Origin of the sequence: Cobetia sp. MM1IDA2H-1 (assembly GCF_002916775.2) — a bacterium.
GTDB lineage: Bacteria > Pseudomonadota > Gammaproteobacteria > Pseudomonadales > Halomonadaceae > Cobetia > Cobetia marina.
Genome location: NZ_CM133225.1, coordinates 3,569,689 through 3,582,305 on the forward strand (window position 1 = coordinate 3,569,689; position 12,617 = coordinate 3,582,305).

The window sequence follows — 12,617 nt, forward strand, 5'->3', positions numbered from 1 at the left end:
AGCATGGCATCATGGCGGCCCGGGATGTCACACGACACCCTGCCCCGTCATCACTTCAGCCTCTGCCACGGTCTTGCCATGTCCTCTTCCGATCAGCCCGCCAGCCCCCATCCGACCGCCGACACGACCGAGCGCCCGATGAGCGATGCCGCACTGGCCAGACGCATGCCGCTGCTGCCCCCTCATCTGCGTGAGCAGGCCATGACACTGGGGCAACAGACCATGCAGCCGGTGGGCATCATCGAGAGCTGCTACCCGGACAAGTTCGGCATTCCCCGCCAGCCGGGTCTGGCACGCCATGCCACCGCCATCCTGCACCTGCTGCCGCCCTTCGATGACCCGGACTGCGTGCGCGACATCGACGGCTTCAGCCACCTGTGGATCCACTTCCTGTTCCACGCCAGCCCCACACGCTGGACGCCGCTGATCCGCCCGCCACGCCTGGGTGGCAATGCACGCACCGGCGTGTTCGCCTCGCGCAGTACCCATCGTCCCAACCGACTGGGCCAGTCGGTAGTCGAGCTTGCAGGCGTCGAGACAGGCGCCAGCGGCGTGCGTCTGCTGCTGCGCGGCCATGACCTGCTGGATGGCACGCCGGTGATGGACATCAAGCCCTATCTGCCGTGGGTCGATGCCGTGCCCCAGGCACGTGCCGGTTACGCGCCTGCCCCGCCGCCACGCCATGCCGTCATGTTCAGTGACGAGGCCGAGCAGCAGCTTGAACAGCGCTCCGACAGTGCCACGCTGCGCGCGCTGATCGAGGAAGTGCTCGCCCAGGACCCGCGCCCCGCCTACCACGCAGCCAAGACTGCCGATGGCAAGCGTCAATATGGCGTGCAGCTGGTGGACGTGGATGTGCGCTTCACGGCGTACACCCAACCCGACGGCAGTCTGACGATGCAGGTCGCCGCCATCGTGGCCAGCTGAACGAGAGAGCGGCGCCAGATCAGGACAATGCCAGATTGCATTGGCGAACCGTCACGACTCCTGACCATACTGGGCGTGCATTCCAGCATCTTCACGTGTTCCACCGGGAGTCCGCCGCATGAGTATTCGTCTACTTGCCTTTGCCGCCAGTACCCGCAAGGCCTCCGTCAATCGGCGCCTGATCACTCGCCTCGCCCATCTGGCCGGCGATCAGGGAGCCGAGATCAACCTGCTCGACCTCAACGACTTCCCGATGCCGCTCTACGATGGGGACAGCGAAGAAGCCAACGGGCGTCCTGCCAGTGCAGACCGTCTGCAGGCCCTGTTTGCCAGCCATCAGGGGCTGTTGCTGGCCACCCCGGAATACAATGGCTTCTTCAGCCCATTGCTCAAGAACACCTTTGACTGGCTGTCGCGTCCGGACACCGAAGGCCAGAGCGGCATGGATGCCTTGCGCGGCATGCCGGTCGGCATCGTCTCGGCGTCCCCGGGCGGGATGGGCGGCATGCGCGCCCTGCCGTTCGTGCGACTCTATCTGAACAACCTCGGCATGCTGGTCGCTCCCCAGCAGATCGCGGTATCCCGGGCAGGCAGTGCCTTTCGCGAGGATGGCAGCCTGGATGACGAAGGTCAGGATCACGCGCTGGCGAGTGTCGCACAGCAGGTGATCGAACTGGCGAGACTGCGCCACGGGTAACGCCTCCATACCGCTTCACCTCTGCACATGCGAACCTCTGCACATGCAAACCTCTGACACGAGACGACCCTCCTGCCACTGGCAGGAGGGTCGTCTCGTTCATGCGTGCATCGTGAGTGAGGCGGCGGCCTCACGCCATGCTCACGCCGTGAAATCGATCCCGATACGACGGCCGACTTCCTCGTAGGCTTCGATCACGCCGCCCAGCCCCTGACGGAAGCGGTCCTTGTCGAGCTTCTCGCGCGTCTCGGCATCCCACAGACGGCAGCCGTCCGGCGAGAATTCGTCACCCAGCACGACCTCACCCTTGAAGACACCGAACTCGAGCTTGTAGTCGACCAGCAGGATGCCGCCATCGAGGAACAGCTGCTTGAGGATGTCGTTGACCTGGAAGGTCAGTTCCTTGGCGCGCGCCAGGTGCTTGGGCTCTGCCCAGCCGAAGGTCTCGACCAACGATTCGTTGATCATCGGGTCGCCCTTCTCGTCGTTCTTGAGGAACAGCTCGAAGGTCGGCGGATTGAGCTCGAGGCCTTCCTCGACACCCAGACGACGCACCAGTGAGCCGGCGGAGATGTTACGCACCACGCACTCCACCGCCATCATGTCGAGACGCTTGACCAGACACTCGTTGTCGCTGACCAGACGCTCGAAGTGGGTCGGGATACCGGCCGCCTTGAGCTTCTCCATGATGAAGGCATTGAACTTGTTGTTGACCATGCCCTTGCGGTCCAGCTGCTCGATACGCTTGCCGTCGAAGGCACTGGTATCGTCGCGGAATTCCAGCAGCAGAAGATCCGGATCGTCGGTGACGAAGACGGATTTGGCCTTGCCAGCGTAGAGCTCTTCACGCTTTTCCATGAGATTCCCCCTGATGACGCTAGTCGCGTCGAGTGTTGAGGCGGTCGACGATGAATCGATCACGCTTGAGTCTGTCACGCCCAGTCGAGAAGGACCGTGGCGTTGGTGTATGGCGTGATTCGAGAGCTGTCCATCTGGTCAGCTCATCCAGAATCACAAACGCCCGATCGCGAAGCGACCGGGCGTCATGAGTATCAGGCGATGGCCTGCCAGCCAAAGCCACTGTCCTGCGCGGAGATGATCAGGCGGCTATCGTCATCCGCAAGCCAGGGGGCCAGTGCCTCCCGGGCCAATGACGGATGATTGTTGCTCTCCGACAGGTGCGAGGCGACCAGCCGCTGCAGGCGCTCCAGCCCCAGATACGGCAGCGCGGCACAGGCCTGGGCGTTGGCCAGATGGCCGAGCCGTCCACCGACCCGCCGCTTGAGGCTGGGCGGATAAGGGCCACTGGCCAGCATCTGCGGGTCGTGGTTGAACTCCAGCACCAGACCATCGCAGTCGGCAAAGCAGCTCAGCACGTGCTCGCTGACGTGACCGAGGTCCGTCAGCACGCCCAGACGCCGCGTGGCCGTCTCGCCACGTCGGCTGAACACGAACTGCACCGGCTCACGTGCATCATGCGGCACGGTCACCGGCAGGATCTCGAGATCCTTGATCGCGAATTCCTGCTGCGGCGTGATCAGATGACGGCTCGGCAACGTGCCCAGCTTCTTCGCGCGGCCGGCAAGCCAGGTGCCCGTGGTCAGATGCACCGGCACACCATGACGGCGCGCCAGCGGCCCGATGCCTCCCAGATGGTCACCATGTTCATGGGTGACCAGCACGGCATCCAGCTGCGAAGGATGCACCCCGAGCCGCGCCAGACGCGCCTCGCTCTCCTTGAGCGTGAAGCCACAGTCCACCAGCACCAGCGCCTCGCGCGTGCGTATCAGCGTGCCGTTGCCCTTGCTGCCACTGCCCAGCGAGGCCATCGACATCACGCCGCTGCGGGCCGGCGCCGAGAACGCAGCCGCCTCATCCGACGCAAGGTCGAATGAGGCGGCAGACGCATCAAGCAGCATGCTCAGCGCAGCGTCGACGCCACGGCGTCGAGTAGCTCGCGGGCCAGTGCAGGCGTGGTCTCTTCACCGTCGGCGCGCTTGGCTGTGACCAGCGTATGATCCTGCTCGCCACGCAGCGTGAGCACCATCGGCAGCGGCTCGCCATCCCCGCCGATCCCCAGCCAGCCACCGTCGCGATCTTCCCGCGGGATGTAGTTGACCATGAATTCGCCACGTGAGCGGTTCTGATCCACCAGCTTCTGGTAGTCGGTGTTGAAGTTCTTCTGCAGCTGGTAGAGCAGCTCGGCCCAGCTGCGCTCGGTATCCAGTGCCAGGTCGATCTGCCAGGTACCGTCACGGCCTTCCAGACGTACCCGGTCGTCACGGCTGAGCGACTGCGCCGCCAGCGAGACACCGCTGTCTGCAGGCGAGGCGGCCAGATAGCCACGCAGCGCGTTCAGGCAGCTGCCGGAGACGTCACCGCCCTGCTGACAACGCACTTCAGAGGCGTCGGCACGCAGGCCCTGATTGACGCTGATCACGCCCTGGCTGGTGGTGATCTCGCCCTTGCCGGCATCGATGCTCTGCACGTCCAGCTGCTGGTCACGCGCGAAGGTCTGCAGGCGCGTCCAGACCGCCGCAGGCGCGGCATTCACCGCCAGCCAGCGGGCATCGCCACTTTGACGCAGGGCGACGAATTCACGCTGTCCTTTCTCGCTGGTCGCCAGCGGCTGCGGACGCGGCGCCTCGAAGTCATCGCTGGCCAGGAAATCGCTGCTGGCCTGTGGCACCGGCATCGAGTCCTGATATTCGGCGCGATTGCGTGTCTCGGGCAGCTCGAGCGGCGGCGCGATGCTGGCGTCCGCATACTCGCTGTTGCGGTCATAGTAATAACCATCACTGGAGCAGCCGGCGACCGCGAGAGCCGTCAGCAGGGCCAGTGGCACAAGACGCTGACTCATCAGTTGAGCACCTCGGCCAGTTGCAGCGCTTCATCGACCGTGGAGTGATACTGCTCGGACAGCCAGGTCAGCGGCAGACGCACGCCAGCTTCCGGTGCCAGCGCCATGCGATGCATGGCGTACTTGACCGGAATCGGGTTGGATTCGACGCCCATCGCGGAGTGCAGCGGCATCAGGCGCGTGTTGATCTGGTGAGCACGCTCGGCATCGCCGGCGACGGCGGCGGCGCACATCTCGTGCATCAGGCGCGGTGCGACGTTGGCCGTCACGGAGATGTCACCGTGGCCGCCCATCAGGATGAAGTCGCAGGCCGTGGGGTCATCACCGGAGTAGAGCGCGAAATCGGTGCCCTTGAGGCGGTCGATCAGCTCCTGACCACGCTCCAGATTGCCGGTGGCATCCTTGAGGCCGACGATGTTGTCGAGCTCGGCGAGGCGGAAGACCGTCTCGTTGTAGATATCGGAGCAGGTACGACCCGGCACGTTGTAGAGAATGACCGGAATGCCGGCCTGCTCGGCGACGGCCTTGAAGTGCTGATAGAGCCCTTCCTGGGTCGGCTTGTTGTAGTACGGCGCCACGGAGAGGCAGTAATCCGCACCGACTTCCTTGGCATAACGGGCAAGCTCGACGGCTTCGGAGGTGGCGTTGGCGCCAGTCCCGGCGATGACCGGAATCTTGCCGGCGACCGTCTCGACCACACAGCGGATCACATCGAAGTGCTCCGCGAAGGACATGGTGGTCGGCTCGCCGGTAGTGCCGGCGGCGACGATGGCATCGGTGCCATTTTCGAGGTGGAAGGCGACCAGCTGGCGCAGGGCGTCCCAGTCGATCTCGCCGGTGGCCTTCATCGGGGTCGCCAGTGCGACAATGCTACCTGTGATCATCCCTCGAATTCTCCTCTGGTGCCTGATGCGCCAGGCGTGTCCCTGTGCTGTTGAAACAGCAGATCCCGGGGACAGACATCTGACATAGATTGGTTGACGCAGGACTCTGATTGCGTGGGCACGCCGACACGCGAGTCGCGCCAAGGGTGATGATGTTACAAAGACCATCGAAGCCTGTACAGACGCCATCTGCACCGGTTGTGCAAAGCGATGGATTCCCTCGCCTGTCCACGGGACAGATGCACGCCGGACGGGCCCGATGACGCCGGTCGCCAAGGCGGTGAAACACAAGAGTTCTGCCCCGTCTTTGACAAGTTCGGGCGCCCTGCGTGTAATGCAGGACATACCGCAGAACCGGGCAAGCGCGATGCCCATGACTGCCGGTTTTTTTCCTCATTCCATACTGTCAGCCGCCACATGGCCGTCAGTCATCGCCAGGAGAGCACGATGAGCGTCAGCCTCGGTCAGCCAATTCCCGATTTTACCGCACAAGCCACCAGTGACACCGAAGTCACCCCGGCGAGCCTCAAGGGCAAGCAAGCCGTCATCTATTTCTACCCGAAGGACCACACGCCGGGCTGTACCACCGAAGGCGGTGACTTCCGCGACCACCTCAAGGAATTCGAAGCGGCCAACACCGTGATTCTCGGCGTCTCCCGCGACAGCCTGCGCACCCACGAGAACTTCCGGGCCAAGCAGGGCTACCCGTTCGAGCTGATCAGCGACCCGGACGAGACCCTGTGCAAGATCTTTGACGTCATTCACATGAAGAAATTCATGGGCAAGGAAAGTCTCGGCGTGGTGCGCTCCACCTTCCTGATCGACGCCGACGGCAATCTGGCGCGCGAATGGCGTGGCGTGAAGGTCAAGGGCCATGTCGAGGAAGTGCTGGACGCCGCCCGCGAGCTCGACGCCGGCAAGTGATGCTCGCCGGAAGGCTGCCAGCCCCGAGCGTCAAGGCCTGCCTGTGCGCAAGGGTCCTGCTGGAGGGCCATGGCGGTGAAACGCCGCCACTCGCCCATGAAAAAGCCCCGCCGATCGGCGGGGCTTTTTCATGCAGGCGACACGGGACGAGGCCCGGGACATGCGCTCAGCTCTGCACTTCTTCTTCGGGCAGGCCTGCCTCGGCGCGGGAACGACGCGGCCAGGCGTAGAGCAGCGACTTCATCAGCGTGGCCAGCGGGATGGCGAAGAACACGCCCCAGAAGCCCCAGATCCCGCCGAAGAACAGCACGGCCAGAATGATCGCCACCGGGTGCAGATTGACCGCCTCCGAGAACAGCAACGGCACCAGCACGTTGCCGTCCAGCGCCTGGATGATGCCGTAGGCGATCATCACGTACATGAAGGTATCGCCCAGCCCGAAATGGAAACCGGCCACGGCGGCCACCGGCAGGGTCGCCCCCGCCGCCCCGATGTAGGGAATCAGCACCGAGAAACCGACCACGATGGCCAGCAGCGCCGAGTACGGCAATCCGAAGATGACGAAGGTGACGTAGCTGACGCCACCGACGATGACGATCTCGATCACCTTGCCGCGCACGAAGTTGGCGATCTGGTCATCCATCTCGTTCCACACCCGACTCATCAGCAGGCGCTTGCGCGGCAGCAATGCCAGCGTGAACTCCACCAGCCGCTCGCGATCCTTGAGCATGAAGAACACCAGGATCGGCACCAGCACCAGATAGATCACCACGCCCATCAGGTTGCCGAGCGACGCCAGCGACAGGGACACCGCACGTTGCCCGAACTGGGTCAGCTCACGCCCGGCGGCGCCGACCCACTGCTGGACCTGCTCCGGCGTGATCAGGCCGGGGAAGCGCTGCTGCAACTCGCCCAGCCAGCGCTGACCCGAGGCGAACATGCCGGGAATCTCCTGGATCAGATTGGCCAGCTGATGCCAGACCAGCGGCAACAGGATCAGCGCACTGGCCAGCATGATGCCCATGAACACCAGCGTCATCAGACTGACGGCGGCCAGACGCGGCAAGCCGAACCGCTCCAGAAAGCTCACGCCGCTCTGCAGCAGGAAGGCGACGATCAAGGCCGTGAAGAATGGCGCCAGCATGCTGCCCAGCCAGATGACGGCCGCGAAGACCAGCACCAGCACCAGAAACAGCACCACCGCCTCCTCATCGGAGAAATAGCGCTCCAACCAGCCACGCAACAGGGTCTTCATGGTCATGAGGGGTCATCCTCCGTGAGCGCCTTGATCACGAAGCGATAATCACCCGCGGCCGTCTCTTCACGCGAGACCAGCGCGTGATCGCTCAGCGCCAGATAGGCGGGGATGTCACCCCAGGCGCCGGCGTCGCTGGCGAGGACCTCGAGTTGCTCGCCGGCACTCATGCCAGCCAGTGCCAGCTTGGTGCGCAGCAGCGGCAACGGACAGTGCAGGCCGCGCGCATCGAGCGTTGTCAGGTGGGTATCGGCCGTGGAATCAGCCGTCGGATTCGCAGTCTCAGCGCCAGGTCGTTCGAATGCCATCTGCCCTTCCGTTCTCGTTATGATGTTCTGCCACACGCATGAAGGGTGCAGCTTGAAAACGCCCCGATTTAAGGGCACCTTGCCTGACAAAGCAACTTTCCGCCCCGCCACCCCCTGAGAGTGAGGGGGCGCCAGGTCAGTCCGGCTCACTTCATGTGTCGTGCGGGCCGACTGTGCCTTATTGAAGAGGATTGCCTGCATGTCGTTGCTGTCCCCCTTGAGCGGTCGCGTTCGTCACGCACGCACCACACGCGTCACCCTGTCCAGCCTGCTGCTCAGCCTGACGCTGATGGGTGCCTCCCTGGCCAGCCCCCCCGCCGTGGCGCAGAACGACTATGGACTGCCGGACCTGGGCAGCGCCAGCGGCGGCATTTCCAGCAACGATGAATATCGTATCGGACGCGCCTGGCTGCGCCAGTTCCGCGCCCACGTGCGTGAATGGGATGACCCTATCACGCTGGACTGGATCAATGGCATCGTTCGCAAGCTGGCGCCCTGGAGTGAGCTGGACCGCAATGACTTCATCATCACCCTGGTGGCCAGCAGTCAGCTGAACGCCTTCGCCGTGCCCGGCGGCGTGGTCGGCGTCAATACGGGGCTGTTCGCCTTCGCGCCGGACCGCGACGCCTTCGCCTCGGTGCTCGCCCACGAGCTGGGCCACCTCTCCCAGCATCACTTTGCCCGCAACATGGAACGTCAGGCTGAAACTCGCCTGCCGACACTGGCCGGTTTTCTCGCCGGCATGGTGATCGCGGCCGGCGGTGGCGGCTCGGCCGGTCTCGCGACCATGGCCGGCACTCAGGCGGCGGCGATCTCGGATCAGCTGGCCTACTCACGCCGCTTCGAACAGGAGGCCGACCGTGTCGGCATCGAGGCGCTGGCGCGTGCCGGCTTTGACCCCGAGGCCATGCCCCGCATGTTTCGCGCCATGCAGCGCATGGCCAGCCTGCAGGGCAGCAACGCGCCGGAATTCCTGCTGACGCACCCGGTCACCGAAGCACGTATCGGTGACACCCAGGCGCGTGCCGATGCTCTGGAGACCGCGACTCCTGATCCGCTGGGCACGCTGGCCTACGAGATGATACGCGCCCGCGCCCTGCTGGCGCTCAACCTGAGCCAGCCCTCCCAGGGGCTGGTGACCTTGCGTGAGGATTCAGCCGATCCGGATGCCATCGCCTACTACCAGGCACTGGCGGCCGCCGAGAATCACGAGATCGACAGCGCCCTCGCGGCGCTGGACCGCCTGCACGACAAGCATCCCGACCTCACCCTGATCAGCGCCAGTGCCATCGAGGTCGCCCGGGATGCACGTCGCTATGACGAGGCCACGCAACGCGCCAGACGCCTGCTGCGCCTGCAGCCGGATTACCTGCCGACACGCCTGGCACTTGCCGAGGTCAGGCTGCAGCAGGACCCCGCCAGCGCACGCCAACAGCTGGAAGACATGCGCCGCGAACATCCCGATGATCCCAAGGTCTGGAATCTGGCGGCCGAGGCCAGTGGCCGCAGCGGGCATCAGGCCGAAGCCTTCCTGTACCGGGCGGAATTCGAGCAGCTCGAGGGACGCATGGACAGTGCCTTCGCCCAGCTGAAACTGGCCGATGAGGCGGCGCGCAAGGCAGACGACTTCGCGCTGGCCAATCGCATCAATGCGCGGCGTGAGGACTTCAAGGACTATCGCAACGCCATCGAAGCGTTCTGATCTCCCCCGCCCCTTCACGCCGACAATGAGAAACCGCCGCCCCGACTCCTCGGGTGCGGCGGTTTGCGTCGCCTGCCTGCAGCGCCTCTCGTCGATCAGGCGTCGGCGTGATCAGCCACGATTGAACTCCAGCATGCGGGTCAGCGGCTTGAGCGCGCGCTCACGCAGGCTGTCGTCGACGAAGATTTCCTCGCCGTTGGCCTCGGCGGGATCACGGCGCAGCACCGCGGCCAGATTCTCGAGACCATTCATCGCCATCCACGGGCAGTGCGCACAGCTCTTGCAGGTCGCGCCATTGCCGGCGGTCGGCGCCTCGAACAACTGCTTGCCCGGTGCTGCCTGCTGCATCTTGAAGAAGATGCCGCGGTCGGTGGCGACGATCATCTGCTCGTGAGGCAGCTCGACGGCGGCCTTGATCAGCTGGGACGTGGACCCCACCACGTCGGCAAGCTCCACCACCGACTGCGGCGATTCCGGGTGCACCAGCACCGCGGCGTCCGGGTGGACCTTGAGCAGGTCGGTGATGCCCTGGGCGCGGAACTCGTCATGCACGATGCAGGCACCATCCCACAGCAGCATGTCAGCGCCGGTCTGCTTCTGCACATAGGCGCCCAGATGCTTGTCCGGGGCCCAGATCAGCTTCTCGCCCTTCGCGTGGAGGTGCTCGATCACGTCAACGGCGATGGAGGAGGTCACCACCCAGTCGGCACGCGCCTTCACCGCCGCCGAAGTGTTGGCGTAGACGACCACGGTACGATCGGGATGGGCATCACAGAAGGCGGCGAATTCGTCTTCCGGGCAGCCCAGATCCAGCGAGCAGGTCGCCTCCAGCGTCGGCATCAGCACGCGCTTCTCCGGGGAGAGGATCTTGGAGGTCTCACCCATGAAGCGCACGCCGGCGACGATCAACGTCGAGGCGTCATGACGGGCGCCGAAGCGCGCCATCTCGAGGGAATCCGCGACACAGCCGCCGGTGTCCTCGGCAAGCTGCTGAATGGCGTCATCGCAATAGTAATGGGCGACCAGCACGGCATCACGCTTGACGAGCAGCTGCTTGATCTCGGCGATCAGCGCGGCATCCCCTGCCGCGGGGCGGGTCGGGCAGTACGCACGGGCGAGGTGCTCTCGCACCTGCTCGCGGACGCTATCGTGGGCCTCACGACCCGGCATGGCATTTGTCAGGCTGTTCATGTGTCTCTCACCTAGCCCACAGGGGCTCCCCCTGTGCTGAGTGGGTCAGGGCCCGGCCATGAGCACGAACGGCGCGTGGCGGCCCTCCCTTGCGCTGCAGCTGGGCTCCCCAGACTGCAACTGGTGCCTTGGGCGTCTATCGCCCTTGGCGGTGTCCTGTCGAGCGTCATCCTCTGAAGGACATGAGCCGTGGCTCGCGCACAAGGATACGCCTGCCACGCTCCCCGCTCCAGTCGACCTCACGCCAGGTACCCGGGCGTGAGGTCGAGGCAACGCCGCGGAATCTTTCTGACGCATAACAAAAATTGCCCCGCGCCAATGAAGGCACGGGGCAAGATCTGGTGGGTCGTGAGGGATTCGAACCTTCGACCAATTGGTTAAAAGCCAACTGCTCTACCACTGAGCTAACGACCCAAAACTGGGTGGCGGATGGTGGGTCGTGAGGGATTCGAACCTTCGACCAATTGGTTAAAAGCCAACTGCTCTACCACTGAGCTAACGACCCGCCGCCGGGTGCTTTGCAAGAGACCATTTCGAGAAATGGTGGGTCGTGAGGGATTCGAACCTTCGACCAATTGGTTAAAAGCCAACTGCTCTACCACTGAGCTAACGACCCTTGCGAAGCGGGGCGTAAGATACCGCCATTCCTGAGACGACGCAAGTCTTTTGCAAAAAAACTTCAAGCAAATGACCAGCTTGACCGCTCATGGCGCCCCGAGAGCCCCACGCCATCCACCGTCCAGATGCACGCAAGCCCGCGACAGGCGCGGGCTTGCGAGACTTGCCGACGGCATGGCGAGACTGACATGCACGTCAGGCCCACGGAAGGCCAGCCGGAGATGGCGGGCGCAAGGCACGCGATCTCCGCAGAGCCTCAGCGCGGCTTGCGTGTGCGCTGCGGCGGCTTCTTCATGGCGCGCACTGGACGACGCTTCTGCTTGTCGCGGCTCCAGCGGTTCTGCTCGTCCGGCGTCAGGGCCGGCGCCTTGCGGTGCTCGAGACCTGCCAGCGTGGACAGTTCATCGATCTCGCTCTGCTCCATCTCCACCCACTCGCCGGCGCGAGCGCGCTTGTCGAGGAAGATGTTGCCGTAGCGCACGCGCTTCAGGCGGCTGACGGTCAGCCCCTGGGAGTCCCACAGACGACGAACCTCACGGTTGCGGCCTTCCATGATCACCACGTGGAACCAGCTGTTGATGCCTTCGCCGCCGAATTCCTGCACGTCGGTGAAACGCGCCGGGCCATCTTCCAGCATGACGCCATTGACCATGTTGACGACGTGCTCGCGCTTGACCTCACCCATGACACGCACGGCGTATTCACGCTCGATCTGAGTCGACGGGTGCATCAGACGGTTGGCCAGCTCACCATCGGTGGTGAACAGCAACAGACCGCTGGTGTTGATGTCCAGACGACCGATGGCGATCCAGCGCTCACCTTTCAGGCGCGGCAGACGCTCGAAGACGGTACGACGGCCTTCCGGGTCCTTGCGCGTGCACAGCTCGCCTTCCGGCTTGTTGTACATGATGACGCGGCGCGCACTTTCCTCGGCGCCCTTGAGGTTCTGCGGGCGATCATCGAGGCTGACCTGGTCGTTGGGGCCGACGCGGTCTCCCAGCTGGGCGACCTTGCCGTTGACCTTGACGCGGCCAGCGCTGATCGCGACTTCCATCTCACGGCGTGAGCCGAGACCGGAGCGCGCCAGCACCTTCTGCAGCTTCTCGTCGTCGGCCAGCTTGTCGCCCTTGGCCTGCGGCGGCAGCGGACGCAATTCCGGGGCTTCGGCGGCGGCCGGCTTCTTGCCGGCATTGGCCTTGCTGCCACGGGTGGACTTGCCCATGTCGCGACGCGGCTGTGCGCCGTCCTTGC

The 12,617-nt window shown here is 64.5% G+C and carries 12 protein-coding genes and 3 tRNA genes; 4 read left to right on the forward strand and 11 right to left on the reverse strand.

Going from position 1 to position 12,617, the window contains the following annotated elements; genetic code table 11:
* Nucleotides 1-78 precede the first annotated feature (78 nt).
* Nucleotides 79-927 carry a tRNA (N6-threonylcarbamoyladenosine(37)-N6)-methyltransferase TrmO gene (tsaA, locus tag BOH68_RS14970; RefSeq protein ID WP_374700438.1) on the forward strand — a complete coding sequence of 283 codons (849 nt, stop codon included), beginning with the start codon at nt 79-81 and terminating at the stop codon, nt 925-927.
* 118 nt (nt 928-1,045) lie between these two features.
* On the forward strand, nt 1,046-1,624 hold the full coding sequence (locus BOH68_RS14975) for an NADPH-dependent FMN reductase (RefSeq protein WP_077380162.1): 579 nt from the start codon (nt 1,046-1,048) through the stop codon (nt 1,622-1,624).
* A 141-nt stretch (nt 1,625-1,765) separates the two neighbouring features.
* Here BOH68_RS14975 and purC read toward each other — a convergent pair whose 3' ends face one another.
* The 4 genes from purC to dapA all read right to left on the reverse strand — a co-directional run bounded on the left by purC (nt 1,766) and on the right by dapA (nt 5,368).
* The gene (gene purC / locus BOH68_RS14980) at nt 1,766-2,482 is read right to left on the reverse strand and encodes a phosphoribosylaminoimidazolesuccinocarboxamide synthase (RefSeq protein ID WP_077380164.1); all 717 of its coding nucleotides are present in this window, start codon (nt 2,480-2,482) and stop codon (nt 1,766-1,768) included.
* 194 nt (nt 2,483-2,676) lie between these two features.
* Complete coding sequence (locus BOH68_RS14985; RefSeq protein WP_077380224.1) at nt 2,677-3,459, reverse strand: MBL fold metallo-hydrolase; 783 nt, start codon at nt 3,457-3,459, stop codon at nt 2,677-2,679.
* An 86-nt stretch (nt 3,460-3,545) separates the two neighbouring features.
* Entirely contained in the window at nt 3,546-4,484 is a 939-nt protein-coding gene (locus BOH68_RS14990; protein ID WP_077380166.1) for a hypothetical protein, read from the reverse strand.
* Nucleotides 4,484-5,368: a 4-hydroxy-tetrahydrodipicolinate synthase gene (gene dapA, locus BOH68_RS14995; protein ID WP_077380168.1), complete on the reverse strand. Its 885-nt coding sequence runs from the start codon at nt 5,366-5,368 to the stop codon at nt 4,484-4,486. Before dapA ends, BOH68_RS14990 begins: the two co-directional genes overlap by 1 nt.
* A gap of 447 nt (nt 5,369-5,815) precedes the next feature.
* Between dapA and BOH68_RS15000 the strand changes: the two genes are divergently transcribed.
* Nucleotides 5,816-6,292, forward strand: coding sequence for a peroxiredoxin (locus tag BOH68_RS15000; RefSeq protein ID WP_077380170.1), 477 nt, complete (start codon nt 5,816-5,818; stop codon nt 6,290-6,292).
* 166 nt (nt 6,293-6,458) lie between these two features.
* On the opposite strand, the gene BOH68_RS15005 is transcribed toward BOH68_RS15000, so the two are convergent.
* Together BOH68_RS15005 and BOH68_RS15010 are read right to left on the reverse strand one after the other, a co-directional pair.
* A complete protein-coding gene (locus BOH68_RS15005; RefSeq protein WP_077380172.1) occupies nt 6,459-7,553 on the reverse strand; it encodes an AI-2E family transporter in 1,095 nt (364 codons plus the stop codon).
* Nucleotides 7,550-7,855 carry a sulfurtransferase TusA family protein gene (locus BOH68_RS15010; RefSeq protein ID WP_077380174.1) on the reverse strand — a complete coding sequence of 102 codons (306 nt, stop codon included), beginning with the start codon at nt 7,853-7,855 and terminating at the stop codon, nt 7,550-7,552. Before BOH68_RS15010 ends, BOH68_RS15005 begins: the two co-directional genes overlap by 4 nt.
* A 199-nt stretch (nt 7,856-8,054) precedes the next feature.
* On the opposite strand from BOH68_RS15010, the gene BOH68_RS15015 reads away from it, so the two are divergent.
* A complete protein-coding gene (locus tag BOH68_RS15015) occupies nt 8,055-9,557 on the forward strand; it encodes a M48 family metalloprotease (RefSeq protein ID WP_077380176.1) in 1,503 nt (500 codons plus the stop codon).
* A 111-nt stretch (nt 9,558-9,668) separates the two neighbouring features.
* Here the strand turns inward: BOH68_RS15015 and nadA are convergent, their stop codons facing one another.
* The 5 genes from nadA to rluB form a co-directional block, all read right to left on the reverse strand.
* A complete protein-coding gene (gene nadA, locus BOH68_RS15020) occupies nt 9,669-10,727 on the reverse strand; it encodes a quinolinate synthase NadA (RefSeq protein WP_077380226.1) in 1,059 nt (352 codons plus the stop codon).
* A 360-nt stretch (nt 10,728-11,087) separates the two neighbouring features.
* A tRNA-Lys gene (locus BOH68_RS15025) sits at nt 11,088-11,162 on the reverse strand.
* A gap of 16 nt (nt 11,163-11,178) precedes the next feature.
* A tRNA-Lys gene (locus BOH68_RS15030) sits at nt 11,179-11,253 on the reverse strand.
* Nucleotides 11,254-11,289: 36 nt separating this feature from the next.
* A tRNA-Lys gene (locus BOH68_RS15035) sits at nt 11,290-11,364 on the reverse strand.
* 258 nt (nt 11,365-11,622) lie between these two features.
* Complete coding sequence (rluB, locus tag BOH68_RS15040) at nt 11,623-12,483, reverse strand: 23S rRNA pseudouridine(2605) synthase RluB (RefSeq protein WP_240499734.1); 861 nt, start codon at nt 12,481-12,483, stop codon at nt 11,623-11,625.
* Nucleotides 12,484-12,617 lie beyond the last annotated feature (134 nt).